The 14,075-nt window shown below is 73.5% G+C and carries 14 protein-coding genes; 4 read left to right on the top strand and 10 right to left on the bottom strand.

The genetic code is table 11. The features are described 5' to 3' along the window. Window positions 1–76: 76 nt before the first annotated feature. The 4 genes from mshC to NEH16_RS25755 form a co-directional block, all read right to left on the bottom strand. A complete protein-coding gene (gene mshC / locus NEH16_RS25770; RefSeq protein WP_073967966.1) occupies window positions 77–1,306 on the bottom strand; it encodes a cysteine--1-D-myo-inosityl 2-amino-2-deoxy-alpha-D-glucopyranoside ligase in 1,230 nt (409 codons plus the stop codon). 111 nt (window positions 1,307–1,417) lie between these two features. Then, window positions 1,418–2,257 carry an SCO1664 family protein gene (locus tag NEH16_RS25765; protein WP_265545214.1) on the bottom strand — a complete coding sequence of 280 codons (840 nt, stop codon included), beginning with the start codon at window positions 2,255–2,257 and terminating at the stop codon, window positions 1,418–1,420. After that, window positions 2,221–2,811 (bottom strand): DUF3090 domain-containing protein, encoded by a 591-nt coding sequence (locus tag NEH16_RS25760; RefSeq protein ID WP_265545213.1) that lies wholly within the window; start codon window positions 2,809–2,811, stop codon window positions 2,221–2,223. Before NEH16_RS25760 ends, NEH16_RS25765 begins: the two co-directional genes overlap by 37 nt. Before the next feature lie 93 nt (window positions 2,812–2,904). Beyond that, window positions 2,905–3,603, bottom strand: coding sequence for a histidine phosphatase family protein (locus NEH16_RS25755; RefSeq protein ID WP_265545212.1), 699 nt, complete (start codon window positions 3,601–3,603; stop codon window positions 2,905–2,907). Between the two features lie 74 nt (window positions 3,604–3,677). On the opposite strand from NEH16_RS25755, the gene NEH16_RS25750 reads away from it, so the two are divergent. Then, window positions 3,678–4,673 carry a magnesium and cobalt transport protein CorA gene (locus tag NEH16_RS25750; RefSeq protein ID WP_073967973.1) on the top strand — a complete coding sequence of 332 codons (996 nt, stop codon included), beginning with the start codon at window positions 3,678–3,680 and terminating at the stop codon, window positions 4,671–4,673. A gap of 15 nt (window positions 4,674–4,688) precedes the next feature. Here NEH16_RS25750 and NEH16_RS25745 read toward each other — a convergent pair whose 3' ends face one another. Next, the gene (locus tag NEH16_RS25745) at window positions 4,689–5,477 is read right to left on the bottom strand and encodes a ferritin-like domain-containing protein (protein WP_265547387.1); all 789 of its coding nucleotides are present in this window, start codon (window positions 5,475–5,477) and stop codon (window positions 4,689–4,691) included. Between the two features lie 251 nt (window positions 5,478–5,728). Continuing rightward, complete coding sequence (locus tag NEH16_RS25740; protein ID WP_265545211.1) at window positions 5,729–6,778, bottom strand: LLM class F420-dependent oxidoreductase; 1,050 nt, start codon at window positions 6,776–6,778, stop codon at window positions 5,729–5,731. Between the two features lie 106 nt (window positions 6,779–6,884). Here NEH16_RS25740 and NEH16_RS25735 point away from each other — a divergent pair, with 106 nt between their 5' ends. Continuing rightward, window positions 6,885–7,868 (top strand): aldo/keto reductase, encoded by a 984-nt coding sequence (locus tag NEH16_RS25735; protein ID WP_073967978.1) that lies wholly within the window; start codon window positions 6,885–6,887, stop codon window positions 7,866–7,868. Continuing rightward, the gene (locus NEH16_RS25730) at window positions 7,865–10,267 is read left to right on the top strand and encodes a helix-hairpin-helix domain-containing protein (RefSeq protein ID WP_265545210.1); all 2,403 of its coding nucleotides are present in this window, start codon (window positions 7,865–7,867) and stop codon (window positions 10,265–10,267) included. Before NEH16_RS25735 ends, NEH16_RS25730 begins: the two co-directional genes overlap by 4 nt. 65 nt (window positions 10,268–10,332) lie before the next feature. Here the strand turns inward: NEH16_RS25730 and NEH16_RS25725 are convergent, their stop codons facing one another. Continuing rightward, the gene (locus NEH16_RS25725; protein ID WP_265545209.1) at window positions 10,333–10,992 is read right to left on the bottom strand and encodes a hypothetical protein; all 660 of its coding nucleotides are present in this window, start codon (window positions 10,990–10,992) and stop codon (window positions 10,333–10,335) included. Between the two features lie 47 nt (window positions 10,993–11,039). Between NEH16_RS25725 and NEH16_RS25720 the strand changes: the two genes are divergently transcribed. After that, window positions 11,040–11,228 (top strand): DUF5703 family protein, encoded by a 189-nt coding sequence (locus NEH16_RS25720; RefSeq protein WP_265545208.1) that lies wholly within the window; start codon window positions 11,040–11,042, stop codon window positions 11,226–11,228. Window positions 11,229–11,328: 100 nt separating this feature from the next. Here NEH16_RS25720 and NEH16_RS33580 read toward each other — a convergent pair whose 3' ends face one another. From NEH16_RS33580 to NEH16_RS25700, 3 genes are all read right to left on the bottom strand, one after another. Then, entirely contained in the window at window positions 11,329–12,087 is a 759-nt protein-coding gene (locus tag NEH16_RS33580) for a chaplin (RefSeq protein WP_073967983.1), read from the bottom strand. 135 nt (window positions 12,088–12,222) lie between these two features. Next, the gene (gene chpH, locus NEH16_RS25705; RefSeq protein ID WP_018103706.1) at window positions 12,223–12,456 is read right to left on the bottom strand and encodes a chaplin ChpH; all 234 of its coding nucleotides are present in this window, start codon (window positions 12,454–12,456) and stop codon (window positions 12,223–12,225) included. Window positions 12,457–12,600: 144 nt separating this feature from the next. After that, window positions 12,601–13,935 (bottom strand): M20/M25/M40 family metallo-hydrolase, encoded by a 1,335-nt coding sequence (locus NEH16_RS25700; protein WP_073967984.1) that lies wholly within the window; start codon window positions 13,933–13,935, stop codon window positions 12,601–12,603. Window positions 13,936–14,075: the final 140 nt, after the last annotated feature.

Genomic DNA, 14,075 nt, shown 5'->3' with positions numbered 1-14,075 from the left:
GAACCGGCCCCGAACTTCATGAAGAAGTCCGGGGCCGGTGAAGTCGGCTGCTACGACGGAGAGTTACGAGAAAGAGCTACAGGGCCACGCCGAGAAGGGCGTCCACGGTACGGGAGACGAGGCCGGGCGCCCCCTCGTCCGTACCGCCCTCGGCACTCTGCCGCTCGGCCCAGCGGTCCACGGCGGCCAGCGCAGCCGGGGCATCCAGGTCGTCGGCGAGGGCCGCGCGGACCTCCTCGACCAGGGCGTCGGCGGACACCCCATCGGGGCGGGAGACGGCGGCGCGCCAGCGGTCGAGCCGGGCCACCGCGTCGGCGAGCACCTGGTCGGTCCACTCCCAGTCGGAGCGGTAGTGGTGGGCGAGGAGGGCCAGACGGATCGCGGCCGGGTCCACACCGTCGCGGCGGAGCGCGGAGACGAAGACGAGGTTGCCCTTGGACTTGGACATCTTCTCGCCGTCCAGGGCGACCATGCCGGCGTGCACGTACGCCTGGGCGAAGGGGTGCTCGCCGGTCAGCACCTGGGCGTGCGAGGCGCCCATCTCGTGGTGCGGGAAGGCCAGGTCGGAGCCGCCGCCCTGGACGTCGAAGCCCATGCCGAGGTGGTCGAGGGCGATGGCCACGCACTCGATGTGCCAGCCGGGCCGGCCGGCGCCGAGGGAGCCGCCGTCCCAGCTGGGCTCGCCCTCGCGGGCGGCCATCCAGAGCATGGGGTCGAGCGGGTTCTTCTTGCCGGGGCGCTCCGGGTCGCCGCCGCGTTCGGCGGAGAGCAGGCGCATGGCCTCGGCGTCGAGGTTCGACACCTCGCCGAAGTGCGGGTCGGTGTCGACGGAGAAGTAGATGTCGCCGTCGAGCTCGTAGGCGGCGCCCGCGTCGCGGAGCCGTTCGACGAGCGGCACGATGCCGGGTATCGCCTCGACGGCGCCGATGTAGTGGCGCGGCGGGAGCATGCGGAGCGCGGTCATGTCCTCGCGGAACAGGGCCGTCTCGCGCTCCGCGAGCTCGGTCCAGTCCTGTCCGTCGCGCACGGCCCGCTCCAGCAGCGGGTCGTCCACGTCCGTCACGTTCTGGACGTAGTGAACCTGCCGCTTGGTGTCGAGCCACACGCGCTGCACGAGGTCGAACGCGTTGTAGGTCGCCGCATGACCCATGTGGGTCGCGTCGTACGGCGTGATGCCGCAGACGTAGATGCGGGCGACGGGACCGGGGTCAAGGGTGATCCGTCCGCCGGTCGCGGTGTCGTGGATCCGAAGGTCGCGGCCCTTGCCGGGCAGGGCGGGGACCTCAGAAGCGGGCCAGGCATGCATGCCACGAGCGTAACCGGATGCGGCTTCCGGATACGAACCGGAGGGGTGATCCTGACCGAAGAGGCACTCTTGCGCGGCCGCGCCCGGCGTGCATCGGGGCGGACCCGGCCGTCAGACGGGCGGCCAGGGGATGGCGGGCCACTCGCCGCTGGGCTCCCGGTGCAGCCCGGTCTCCCGCAGACCGGCCACCCGGGCCCGCAGGGCCTCGATCTCGGCCGCCGTGATGAGTTCGGCCAGCCGGGTGACCAGCGGGGCCCCGGGCTCCAGGGCGGCGGCCAGCCGGTCCAGGACCTCGACGGCCTCGGGGGTCAGGGGCTCGCCCGCCCAGCCCCAGAGCAGGGTGCGCAGCTTGTCGTCGGCGTTGAAGGTCACCCCGTGGTCGATGCCGTAGAGCCGGCCGCCGGGCGCGGGCAGCAGGTGGCCGCCCTTGCGGTCGCCGTTGTTGATGACGGCGTCCAGCACGGCGAGCCGCCGCAGCCGGGGGTCGTCCGCGTGCACCAGCAGGGCGGTCCTCCCCTCCCCCACCTCGGCGAACGCGACGGCCTTCCAGCCCTCGCCGGGCTCCTCGTCCTCGACCAGCGCGAGCAGCCCGGGCTCGTCCTCGCCCGGCTCCTCGGCCTCGATCCACAGCTGGCACATGCCCTGGCCGTACGGCCCGTCCCGCAGCACGGTCGGCGGGATCAGCCCCCAGCCCATGGCCTCGGAGACCTCGTAGGCGGCCACCTCGCGCTGGGCGAGGGTGCCGTCGGGGAAGTCCCAGAGCGGCTGCTCGCCGGCCACCGGCTTGTACACGCAGTACGCCTCCTCGCCCTCGTGGGCGACGGAGCAGTACAGCACCGCGTTGGAGGCGCCGCGGACCTGTCCGAGAACGGTGAGCGTGCCCTCGGCCAGCAGGGCGGTCTGCTCCGCGTCGGTCAGGCGCCCCGGCGGTATCCGTTCTGGCGCGGGCATACGTGTCCTTCCGGGTCGAGCGGCAGGCTGCACAGCGGGCAGGGCGGGCGGCCGGCGTTGACCACGTCCAGGGCGCGCTTGGCGAAGGCGCGGGCCTGGGCGCCGGTGAGCCGGACGCGGAGCATCGGCGGGCCGTTCTCCTCGTCCTGGAGCAGCCGCTCCTCGGCCTCGGCCAGGTCCTCGACGGAGTCGGCGTCCAGCTCGACCAGGGCCTGCGCCTCCACGATCATGCGCTGCTCCTCGCCGTCCCAGGCGAGCGCCATGGTGCCGACGCGGAACTCCTCCTCGACGGGGACGTCGAGCGGCGCGGTGTCCGTGACGTCCGTCGGGGCGACCGCGGGCACCGGCGAGTTGCCGCCGGTGCGGCGTACGACCTCGTCGAGCAGTTCGTCGACGCGCTCGGCGAGCGCGGCGACCTGGGTCTTCTCCAGGGCCACGCTGGTGACACGTCCGCCTGAGGATGCCTGCAGGAAGAACGTACGGCGTCCAGGCAGCCCGACCGTGCCGGCCACGAAGCGGTCCGGGGGGTCGTAGAGGAACACCTGAAGGGACACGTCCTGTCTCCCTTGAGAGTCGACGGGCAGATGGGGATGGGCCGGAGCCTCGGAAAGCGTTCTACGGCGCGTCCACCCTACTGCGCGCGGCGATCACGGTGCCCCAGCGCCGCCCCCTACCGCCGCGTCCCCGGCGGCACCGGCGTCCGGGGACGGTTCGCGCGGCGCGAGTCCGGCGAGGTCGCCGGTGTCTCCGAGGCGCACCAGATAGGGCCGGAGCCTCGTGTAGCGGATCGCGGTGACCGAGCAGGGGTCGGCGTGGACGCGCTGGAAGAGGTCGAGGTGCATGCCGAGCGCGTCGGCGACCAGGGACTTGATGATGTCGCCGTGCGAGCACATGACGTACGCGGCGTTCTCGCCGTGCTCCGCCTCGATCCGCGCGTTCCACTCCCGTACGGCGTCGACGGCGCGGGCCTGCATCGCGCGCATCGACTCGCCGCCGGGGAAGGCGGCGGCGGAGGGGTGCTGCTGGACCACGGTCATCAGCGGTTCGTCGGTCAGCTCGGCGAGCTTGCGGCCCGACCAGTCGCCGTAGTCGCACTCGCTGATCCGGTCCTCGATGTGCAGCGGCAGGTCCGGGCGGGCGGCCAGCAGGGGTTCCAGGGTCTCCCGGCAGCGTTGCAGGGGGCTGCTGACGGCGGCGGCGAGCGGCAGTGCGGCCAGCCGGCCGGGGAGCGCGGCGGCCTGCGCGGCGCCGCGCTCGTCGAGGGCGACGCCGGGGGTCCGGCCCGCGAGCACCCCGGCGGTGTTGGCGGTGGAGCGTCCGTGGCGTACGAGGATCAGGGTGGGCATGCCGTCCAGCGTACGGGCGGCGCCCGGTTTCCCCGCGGGGCCAAAGGTGCATACCGGGCCGGAAGCAGGGAAGAATGCGCGCCGTGATTGTCGACTGCGCCATCTACCGCGACGGACGCCGGACCGAGGGCCCCGCCGATTTCTCCGACGCGCTCGCCGAGGCGCGGGAGTCCGGCGACGCGTTCCTCTGGATCGGCCTGCACGAACCGACGGAGAAGGAGTTCGACCTCGTCAGCAGCGAGTTCGGACTGCACCCGTTGGCGGTGGAGGACGCCCTCTCCGCCCATCAGCGGCCGAAGCTGGAGGTGTACGACGACTCGCTGTTCGCGGTGATCAAACCGGTCCTGTACGACCACGACAGCGACGCGGTCACCACGCACGAGCTGATGGTGTTCATGGGCGACTCGTTCGTCGTGACCGTGCGGCACGGCGAGGGCGCGCCGCTGGCGGCCGTACGCCGCCGCCTGGAGGCCGATCCTGAGGTGCTGAAGCACGGGCCGACGGCGGTCCTGTACGCGGTGAGCGACGCGATCGTGGACCACTACATAGACGTGGCGGGCGAGCTCCAGGTCGACCTGGAGGAGCTGGAGACGCAGGTCTTCGCGCCGAGCGGTACGGACGACTCCAAGAACACCGCGGCGCGCATCTACACCTTCAAGCGCCAGGTGCTGGAATTCCGCCGGGCGACCGTCCCGCTCTCCGGTCCGATGGCCCGGCTGGCGAGCGCCGGGGTCCCGTTCGTGCAGGAGCACGCGCAGCCGTTCTTCCGTGACGTGCAGGACCATCTGACCCGGGCCAACGAGCAGGTGGAGGGTCTCGACCGGCTGCTGTCCGACATCCTGTCCGCGCATCTCGCGCAGATGGGGGTGCGGCAGAACGACGACATGCGCAAGATCTCCGCCTGGGCGGCGATGGCCGCCGTGCCGACGATGGTCGCGGGGATCTACGGGATGAACTTCGAGCACATGCCGGAGCTGCGGTGGGTCGGCTCCTACCCGGTGGTGCTGCTGCTGATGGCGGGGGCGGTCGTGGGCCTGTACCGCCAGTTCAAGCGGCGCGGCTGGCTCTGACGGCCCCCGCGCGGCTCAGGCGAACTCGGGCGCGGGCGTCGCGGGGCCGCCGAGGGCGTCGCGCCGGGCGGGCGGTGCCAGGCTGACCATGCGCCGCCAGCCGCCGAGGCGTTCGTACGCGTACATGGCGTGGATGCCCGCGGCGAGCACGGCGGCCTTCGCCCGGGACCAGCCGAGGACCCGGCCCATGTGGTCCATGACGGCGAGGCTGACGTCGCGGTAGATCCTGATCTCGGCGAGCGCGCACTCGCGCAGGATGCGCTGGATCGTGCGGCCGTGCCCGGCCCGCGCGAAGCGCAGCAGCTCCTCGTGGCAGTACGCGAGGTGGTTGTCCTCGTCGTTGGAGATCATCCGGACCGCGCGCCCCAGCTCGGGGTGGTCCGCGAAGTACTTGTTCAGCAGCTGCATCTGCTCGGACGCGCGCTGCTCGGTGACCCGGCTGTGGGCCAGGTACGTGATGATGTCGCGCTCGGTCAGGGGCTCGTCGCGGCCCAGCTGCTCGTGCGCGAGCCCGATGCCGTGGCGCTCCAGGAGCATCGTGTAGTCGGTGTCCGGGGGGACGGGCCCGGGGGCCAGGCCGCGCTTCTTGAGCAGGGCGTTGAAGATCCGGCCGTGCTTGTCCTCGTCGGCCCCGTGCCGGGCGATCTTGGGCGCCAGCGGGCGCTGGCTCGCGGGGACGAGGGCCGCGATGCGGCCGTTCTCCCAGCCGCCCTGGGACTCGCCGCTGGCCGCGATGGAGCAGAACAGCCGGAACGAGTCGTCGTTGTCGAGGATCTCCTGGAACAGGTTCTTTGCCGAGAGCATCACTGCCACCTCCGTGCCGGCGTCGCCGAGCGCCAGTCAAATGCGCGGGGCCGGGGCGGGCAACAGGAGGGGGCGGGGGCTGGGCCGAACAGGTGGCGCCGGGGCGGCGGGGCGGGGCTGCGGTGGGGCTGCGGCGGGCGAACCGTTTTTGCGTGGAGCCGTAACCCCGCCGCGCCGCCCGCGTTGTTCCCCGTGACGGCCGTGGCGGGGAGGACCCCCGAGCCCCCACCACGGCCGCAGAGACCCCCTGGTTACGCGAGCCCGGCCCGCTCCAGCGCGTCCGTGCCGGCCCGGAGCGCGGCGATCCGCTCGTCGAGCGTGAAGCCGGCCGGCGCCAGGGTCAGGGTCGTGACCCCCACCTCCGCGTACGCCTGCATGCGCTCGGAGATGCGCTCCACGGAGCCGAGCAGCGTGGTCTGGTCGATCAGCTGGTGCGGTACGGCGGCCGCCGCGCCGCTCTTGTCGCCGGAGAGGTACTTCTCCTGGATCTCGGCGGCCTCCTTCTCGTACCCCATGCGCTGGGCGAGCCGGTTGTAGAAGTTCTGCTCGGCGCTGCCCATGCCGCCGACGTACAGCGCGGTGTAGGGGCGGAACATGTCCGCGAGGCCGGGGATGTCCTCGCCGATGGCGAGCGGGACGGTGGGGCAGACGTCGAAGCCCTCCATCGTCTTCCCCGCCTTCTCCCGGCCGGCCCGCAGGTGGCTGATCGCGGTCTCCTCCAGGTGCTCGGCCGAGGGGAAGATCAGCAGGGCGCCGTCCGCGATCTCGCCGGTCTGCTCCAGGTTCTTCGGGCCGATCGCGGCGATGTAGAGCGGGATGTGCTCGCGCTGCGGGTGCACGGTCAGCTTGAGCGGCTTGCCCGGGCCGCCCGGCAGCGGGAGCGTCCAGTGCTCGCCCTCGTACGACAGGCGCTCGCGGGTCATCGCCTTGCGGACGATGTCCACGTACTCGCGGGTGCGGGCCAGCGGCTTGTCGAACTTGACGCCGTACCAGCCCTCGGAGACCTGCGGGCCCGACACGCCGAGGCCGAGGCGGAACCGGCCGCCGGACAGGGAGTCCAGCGTGGCCGCCGTCATGGCCGCCATCGCGGGCTGGCGCGCCGGGATCTGGAGGATGGCGGAGCCGACGTCGATGGACTCCGTCTGCGCGGCGACCCAGGCCAGCACGGTCGGCGCGTCGGAGCCGTACGCCTCGGCCGCCCAGCAGACGTCGTAGCCGAGCCGGTCGGCCTCCTGTGCGACGGCGAGATTGTCGCCGTCCATCCCCGCGCCCCAGTAGCCGAGATTGATGCCGAGCCGCATAGCCGAACCCCTTACCGATCAGTAACGTCCCTGAGTTCCGGACTCTAGCGCGCGGGAAGTTGATCCGGCAGGGGGCCGCCCCACGCCGGTTGTAATCTCAGCGCCCATGGAGCAGAGGCATCTGGGCCGCACCGGCCTCCGTGTGTCCAGGATCGGGCTCGGCACCCTCACCTGGGGCCGGGACACCGACGAGCACGACGCTGCGGAGCAGCTGAAGGTGTTCTGGGAGGCGGGCGGCACGCTGGTCGACACGGCCGATGTGTACGGGGGCGGCGAGGCCGAATACCTGCTCGGGCGGCTGGTGGACGGCCTGGTGCCGAGGCGCGATCTGGTCATCGCGACCAAGGCGGGCAGCGTCGCCGACCCGTACCGCAGGGTCGACGCCTCGCGCGGGCACCTGCTGGCGGCCCTCGACGCCTCGCTGAGCCGGCTCGGCACGGATTACGTGGACCTGTGGCAGCTCCACGCGTTCGACCCGGAGACCCCGCTGGAGGAGACGCTCCAGGCGCTGGACCTCGCGGTGTCCTCCGGGCGCGCCCGCTATGCCGGGGTGTCCGGCTTCTGCGGCTGGCAGCTCGCGAAGGCGGCGACCTGGCAGCTCGCCGCGCCCGGGGCGCGGACCCGGCTGGCCGCGACGCAGATGGAGTACTCGCTGCTCCAGCGCGGCGTGGAGCGCGAGGTGCTGCCCGCCGCGCTGGACCTCGGCGTCGGGCTGCTGCCCTCGTCGCCGCTGGGCCGGGGCGTGCTGACGGGCAAGTACCGCACGGGGACTCCGTCCGACTCGCGCGGCGCGTCCGAACTGCTCGCCCCCTTCGTCGAGCCGTATCTGGACGACGCGGCGAGCCGGGTCGTGGACGCGGTGTCGACCGCCGCCGACGGGCTGGCCACCACGCCCGTCCAGGTCGCCCTGGCCTGGGTCCGGGACCGGCCCGGGGTCGCGGCCCCGATCGTCGGCGCGCGCAACGCGCAGCAGCTGACGGAGGCGTTGTCAGTGGAGACGCTTAGTCTTCCTGACGAGATCTGCCAGGCGCTGGACGACGTGTCGGCGCCCGTGCACCGCTATCCCGACCAGGACTGGAGCACGCTGTGACCGCGCTACCCCGGGGAGAATCCCCCGGCCCCCCGGCCACCGAAGAAACCGCGCCCGCCACTGACGAGGCAAGCGAGGCGGAATCCGTCCCGGCGCCCGACGCCGTGGCCCCGGCGGGCGAAGCGCCGAAGGGCGGCCCCGCCGCGAGGGCCGACGCCTCGGCGGGTACGGCCGACGACGTGTCCGGGGCGGCGCCGGGCGGCGGTGACGCGCACGCCGGCCCCGGCGCGGGCGCTTCGGACGGCGAGGAGGCCGGGCCTTCGGCCGACGGGAGCGCGGCGGTCGGCGGGGGCGCGCCCGCTGACCCGGTGGGTGCGCCGGGGGCCGGGGCGGCGGCTCGCGACAACGCGGGTGCGGGTCCCGGGGCGGAAGTCGGCGCCGAAGGCGCCCCCGCGCTTTCCGAGGTCGAGGCCGAGATCGCCGCTCAGCGGGAGTTGCGGGAGCGGATCGAGAAGCGGAAGGCCGAGAAGGGCGGGCCCATCGAGGCCGGGGGGAAGCTGAGCGGGACCGCCGCCGATCTGCTGGCGGCCGTCCGGGCCGTGGAGGGCGGGCAGAAGCCCGCCACGGCGTTCTACGACTCGCCCGCACCGGCGCCCGCCCGCCGGACGACGGCCCCCGCACCGGTCCCGGTACGGGAGCAGGCCCCCGCGCCCCGGGCCGCCTCGCCCGAGAGCGTCGCCGCCGTGGCGGCCGTACTGTCCGCCGGTGGGGCCCCCGCCGCCCTGGACCGGCCCGCCGCCGCGCTGCTCGGGGACCGGGCCGCCGAGGTCCTGCGCGAGGACCCCTGGCAGCTGCTGGCCCTGCCCGGCGTCGGACCCGAGCAGGCGGACGGCTTCGCCCGGGCGCTGCTCGGCGCGGCGGCCGGCCCGGACGACGAGCGCCGCACCGCCGCCCTGACCGGCTGGGTCCTGGAGCAGGCCGCGCTCCGGGGCCACACCGCGCTGGACGCGGACCGGGTGCGCGAGGCGCTGGCCGGCCGCGGCGTGAGCGACCCCGCGGCGGCCGTGCAGCACGCCGTCGCGGAGGGCGCCGTGCTGGTCTTCCAGGACGGCCCGGGGGACGAGGAGGACCGGGAGGACCAGGACGACGAGGCGGCGGCCGAGGCGGCCCCGCCCGGCCCCGTGCTCCTCGGCCTCGACCGGTACGCCCTGGCGGAGGAGAGCCTCGCCGACGGGCTGGCCCGGCTGGTCAGCGGCGGCGACAAGGAGGCGGACTGGTCGGAGGCGGCCGCCGCCGCACCCTCCCCGTCGGCCGCCGAGCTGATCCGCGCGGCCGCCGCCCACGGCCTCGTCGCGCACACGGGCGGCGAGGCGGCCCGGACCGAGCCGGCCGCCCTGATCGCCGCCGCCCGAGGGCTCGGCCTGCGCGCCCTGGGCGCCGCGCACAGCGTGGACGGCCGTCGGCGGCTCGCCGACGACATCGGCGCCCCGGAGGCGGCCGTCACGCTCGCCGGGCTGCTGTCGGGCGCCGAGGGGCCGGGGCGGGACGAGGAGGGGGCGCTCGCGCTCGACCTGCTCGTCGTGCTGGACGCGCCCCAGCTGGACGTGGAGACCGGCGCGATGCTGGTGGAGTCCCTGGCCGACGGCGTCCGCCTGGTGCTCAGCGGCGACCCGGGCGTGCTCGGCTCGGCGGGCGCCGGGCAGGTGTTCGCCGATGTGCTGGCCGCCCGTGCCTGCCCCCGCGTCGTCTCCCGCACCCCGGACGCCGGACCGATCGGCGAGCTGGTCTCGGGCATCGGCATCGGGGAGCTGAACCAGGTGGCGGCGCCCGGCAAGGAGGTCGTCATCGTCCCGGTCCGGGAAGCGGGCGAGGCGGTGCACCGCACGGTGCAGCTCGTCGCCGACTCGGTGCCGCGCGCCATCGGGGTGCCGTCCGAGGACACCCAGGTCATCACGGTGGGCCACGGCGGCGCCGCGGGCACCCGGGCGCTGAACGAGGCCCTGAAGCAGCGGCTCAACCCGGGCCCCGGCCGCTTCGGCGGGTTCGACCCGGGCGACCGGGTCGCCCATGTCCCCGCGCCGGGGCGGACGGTGCCCGGCACGGTCGTGTCGGCGGACGCGGAGGGGCTGCACCTGGACTGTGCGGGGGCCCCCGTCGTCGTACCGCAAGAGCGGGTGGCGGACTCCGTGCGCCACGCGTGGGCGCTCAGTGCCCATCAGGCGGCCGGGATGCGGTGGCCGGCGGTCGTCGTGGTGCTGCCGGGCGACGCGGCGCGCGGGCTGAGCCGGCCGTGGGTCTACACCGCGTTCGGCCGGGGCGAGCGGCACCTGTCCGTGGTGCACGGCGTCGACCAGGCCCTGCCGCGCGCGGTGGCCGAGGTGCCCGCGCAGGAGCGGACCACCCGCCTGCGGGGCCTGCTGGAGGCGTCCCAGGAGTCCCAGGAATCCCCGGAGCAGTAGGAGAGACCGGAAGGGCCCCCGCGTACGCCTGGCGCGTCCGTGGGGCCCTCCGGGGGCTGCGGCGGTCAGCCGGCGGGGTGCCCCGGTCCCTCCACGTCGTCATCGACGTCGTCGTCGTCGAAGACCGCACTGACGTCGAAGCGGCAGACCACCAGCTCGGGGTCGGCGTCCTCGAACGGTGCGGCCAGCCACTCCCCCGGTTCGGGGAGGTCGTCCGCCGCCGTGACCCAGAGCGTGGAGTCGCCCTCCTCCAGGCCGAACTCGGCGTGCCGGGAGGCGATCTCGTCGGCCTCGTACTCCCCGAAGAGCACCCCGAGGGCCGCGTGCACGCTGGTGCCCACGACCGCCGCCCCGGCGTCCTCCCGCTCGTCCGGGTCGGCGTCGGCGAGGCGCTGGGCCTGGGCCAGCAGCCGCTGGGGTTCCACCACCGCGTAGTCGCGGCGGATCAGCACGCTGAGCGCGTGCGGCTCGTCGGGTCCGTTGTAGGGCGGGAGAGCGTCCTGCTCCCCCGGGATCTCGAACGGGGTGACCTCGTCGTGGCGGTCGTAGAGGAGTTCGTCGTAGACCTCGGCGGCGGCGGCCAGTGCGTTGAACGCGTCGTAGACAGCGGGATCATCGTCCCCCGACCGGCGTTCGACCGCCGCGAGGTGGTGGTCGATCGCGGCTTTGACCGCATCGGCGGCGGCGCGTACCTCGGCAGCGGTGGGCTGCGCAGCATCAGACATGGGGCAGACGCTATCCGTACCGGGCCCTTGCCCGCACAATGGATTCGATGCTGGAATACGAATTTGTCGATGTGTACGTGCCACGCGGGGTGTCCCGGAAGGACACGGCCCGCCTGTTGACCGACCATGCCGAGTACGGGCACTGGGAGCTGGACCGTCTGACGCTGCGCCGGGACGGCAGCCGCCGCGTGCGGCTGCGCCGCCGGATCATCCGTCAGCTACGGGCTACGTGGTGAGCCGGAAGGACCGGCCACAGACCGTCCGAGCACGCGAAACGGGCCCCGCGATCGCGGGGCCCGTTTCCTTCTCTGCGTGCTCGCCGGTGCGGCGCTGCCGTCAGGCGGCGGCCTTCGCGCGGCGGTAGAGCACCGTGCCCACGCCGGCCAGCAGCATCCCCGCGCCGGCCGGGATGAGCAGGTCGAGCCCGCCCGCTCCGGTGTGGGCGAGCTGCGGCGCCTCCGGCACCGTCTGCGGCTCCGGCGTGTTCGGAGTGGGCTTCTCGGGCGTCGGCGGCGTGACGTGGCGGACCGGGGGTTCCGGAACGTCGACCGGCGGCGTGCTGTCGTTCTCGCACTCGTTGCCGAACGCGGGGTTCAGCAGGCCGACGACGTCGATGCTGTTGCCGCAAACGTTCACGGGAATGTCGATGGGCGCCTGGATCTGGTTGCCCGAGAGCAGACCGGGTGATCCGTGCGTGTACCCCTCCGCGGTGGCCCCGCCCCCGTTGTCGCCGGAGGCCCGGTGCTTGCCGGTGCCCCCGTTCGCCCCCTGGCCGCGCTCGACGGCCCGGTTCCCGGCGTGGTTGCCGGACGTGCCCGAAGCGGAGCCACCCCGGCCGGCGGTCGCGCCGTCCGAGCCGTTACGGCAGGTGTTGCCGAAGGACGGGTTGAGCAGCCCGACGACGTCCACGGAGTTTCCGCAGACGTTGACCGGCACGTTGACCGGAATCTGCACCGAATTCCCTGAAAGCACCCCCGGGGAATTCGAGGCGCCGCCGGACGCTCCCGCGTCGGCGTGCGCGTAACCGCCGCCGAGGGCGAGAACGCCGCCCGCGGCCGCCATGGTGATCAGGCCTTTTCGCGTGACCTGTCGCATAGGTGTTTCCTGCCTTCTACCTTCCGGAGTACCCCCGGACTACCGTGCGGAGGCAAAGGACCCGACGGCCCCGGAGCGCATGGAGTGCGCTCCGGGGCCGAGCGGGCTCAAACCCTTACGGGTTGACGCGCAACGTCAGTCGTTGACGCAGACGTTGCCGAAGGCCGGGTTCAGCAGCCCGATCACGTTGATCGTGTTGCCGCACACGTTCACCGGAACGTGGACGGGAACCTGGATGACGTTGCCCGAGATGACGCCGGGGCTGCCGATGGCGGCACCCTGGGCACCCGAGTCGGCAACGGCCATGCCGGCGCCGGCGAGCACGAGGCCACTGGTGACGGCCGCGGCGGCGGCAATCTTCTTGATCATGTTTCCTCCTAGTTGGCAAAGCGCGGTCCCAGCCGCGGACCGCACCACCTGTAACGAGGAGGGGGTGACGGGGCTACGAGCCAAAGGCTCCATTCACTCGTTCCGGTTAGAGGCGTACACCCTGGCGATTTACGCTTTCGCGGGTCAGCTGTGGTCGATGAAACGGTCCAGGACCCGGGCGCCGAACTTCAGCCCCTCGACCGGAACGCGCTCGTCCACGCCGTGGAACATGCCCGCGAAGTCGAGCTCCGGCGGGAGCTTCAGCGGGGCGAAGCCGAAGCAGCGGATGCCCAGGTCGTCGAAGGACTTGGCGTCCGTGCCGCCGGAGAGCATGTACGGCACGGCGCGGGCGATCGGGTCCTCGGCCTTCAGGGCGATCTGCATGGCGTCCACCAGGGCACCGTCGAAGTCGGTCTCCAGCGCCTTGTCGCCGTGCACGTCCTCGCGCCGGACGCGCGGACCGAGGATGCGGTCGAGGTCGGCCAGGAACTCCTCCTCGTAACCCGGCAGGAAGCGTCCGTCGACGTGGGCGGTGGCCTGTCCGGGGATCACGTTGACCTTGTAGCCGGCGCCGAGCATGGTGGGGGCGGCGGAGTTGCGCAGGGTGGCGCCGACCATCTTGGCGATGCCGCCCAGCTTGGCGAGGGTGGCCTCCATGTCCTCCGGGTCCAGCGGGGTGCCGAGCGCGTCCGACAGCTCGTCCAGGAAGGACCGCACGGTCTTGGTCACCCGGACCGGCCAGGTGTGCCGGCCGAGCCGGCCGACCGCCTCGCACAGCTCGGTGATCGCGTTGTCGTCGTTGGTCATGGAGCCGTGGCCCGCCGTGCCGTCCACGGTCAGGCGCATCCAGTGCATGCCCTTCTGCGCCGTCTCCACGAGGTACAGCCGCAGGTTCTCGTTGACGGTGAAGGAGAAGCCGCCGACCTCGCCGATCGCCTCGGTGACGCCCTCGAACAGGTCGGGGTGCTTGTCCACGAGGTAGCGGGCGCCGTACGTGCCGCCCGCCTCCTCGTCCGCCAGGAAGGCGAGCACGATGTCGCGCGGGGGCTTGCGGCCGCTGCGCATGCGCTCGCGCACCACCGCCAGCGTCATCGCGTCCATGTCCTTCATGTCGACCGCGCCCCGGCCCCAGACGCAGCCGTCCGCGATCTCGCCGGAGAACGGGTGGTGCGTCCAGTCGTGCGCGTTGGCCGGGACGACGTCGGTGTGGCCGTGGATCAGCAGGGCCGGGCGGGACGGGTCCTCGCCCTCGATCCGCGCCACGGTGGACGCGCGGCCCTTGTGGGATTCGAAGATCTTCGGTTCGAGCCCGACCTCGGCCAGCTTCTCGGCCACGTACTCGGCGGCCGCCCGCTCGCCGGGCCCGGAGTGGTCGCCGTAATTGCTGGTGTCGATCCGGATCAGGTCGCGACAGAGGTCCACCACCTCGTTCTCGGCGGTCTCGCCCGAGCCGCTCCGGGCCGCATTGCTCTCGCTCACGCTGGTTCCTTCCCTGTCGCCGTGGTGCTCCCTCCCATCCTCCATCGCCGGGCCCGCGCGCCCAAGGCCCCCACGGGACCGGGCGTGATCGAGCACCCTCCAATGTTTGCTATGGTTTTCCACGTCGGAACGGGCGAGGC

The sequence above is a fragment of the Streptomyces drozdowiczii genome, from assembly GCF_026167665.1.
GTDB lineage: Bacteria > Actinomycetota > Actinomycetes > Streptomycetales > Streptomycetaceae > Streptomyces > Streptomyces drozdowiczii_A.
This window is presented reverse-complemented; position numbering and strand designations above follow the sequence as displayed.

Excerpts from the sequence above, each read along its gene's own strand:
- mshC (WP_073967966.1), bottom strand. The coding sequence starts at position 1,306 with ATGCATGCCTGGCCCGCTTCTGAGGTCCCCGCCCTGCCCGGCAAGGGC.
- NEH16_RS25765 (WP_265545214.1), bottom strand. The coding sequence starts at position 2,257 with ATGCCCGCGCCAGAACGGATACCGCCGGGGCGCCTGACCGACGCGGAG.
- NEH16_RS25755 (WP_265545212.1), bottom strand. The coding sequence starts at position 3,603 with ATGCCCACCCTGATCCTCGTACGCCACGGACGCTCCACCGCCAACACC.
- NEH16_RS25750 (WP_073967973.1), top strand. The coding sequence starts at position 3,678 with ATGCGCGCCGTGATTGTCGACTGCGCCATCTACCGCGACGGACGCCGG.
- NEH16_RS25745 (WP_265547387.1), bottom strand. The coding sequence starts at position 5,477 with ATGCTCTCGGCAAAGAACCTGTTCCAGGAGATCCTCGACAACGACGAC.
- NEH16_RS25740 (WP_265545211.1), bottom strand. The coding sequence starts at position 6,778 with ATGCGGCTCGGCATCAATCTCGGCTACTGGGGCGCGGGGATGGACGGC.
- NEH16_RS25735 (WP_073967978.1), top strand. The coding sequence starts at position 6,885 with ATGGAGCAGAGGCATCTGGGCCGCACCGGCCTCCGTGTGTCCAGGATC.
- NEH16_RS25725 (WP_265545209.1), bottom strand. The coding sequence starts at position 10,992 with ATGTCTGATGCTGCGCAGCCCACCGCTGCCGAGGTACGCGCCGCCGCC.
- NEH16_RS25720 (WP_265545208.1), top strand. The coding sequence starts at position 11,040 with ATGCTGGAATACGAATTTGTCGATGTGTACGTGCCACGCGGGGTGTCC.
- NEH16_RS33580 (WP_073967983.1), bottom strand. The coding sequence starts at position 12,087 with ATGCGACAGGTCACGCGAAAAGGCCTGATCACCATGGCGGCCGCGGGC.
- chpH (WP_018103706.1), bottom strand. The coding sequence starts at position 12,456 with ATGATCAAGAAGATTGCCGCCGCCGCGGCCGTCACCAGTGGCCTCGTG.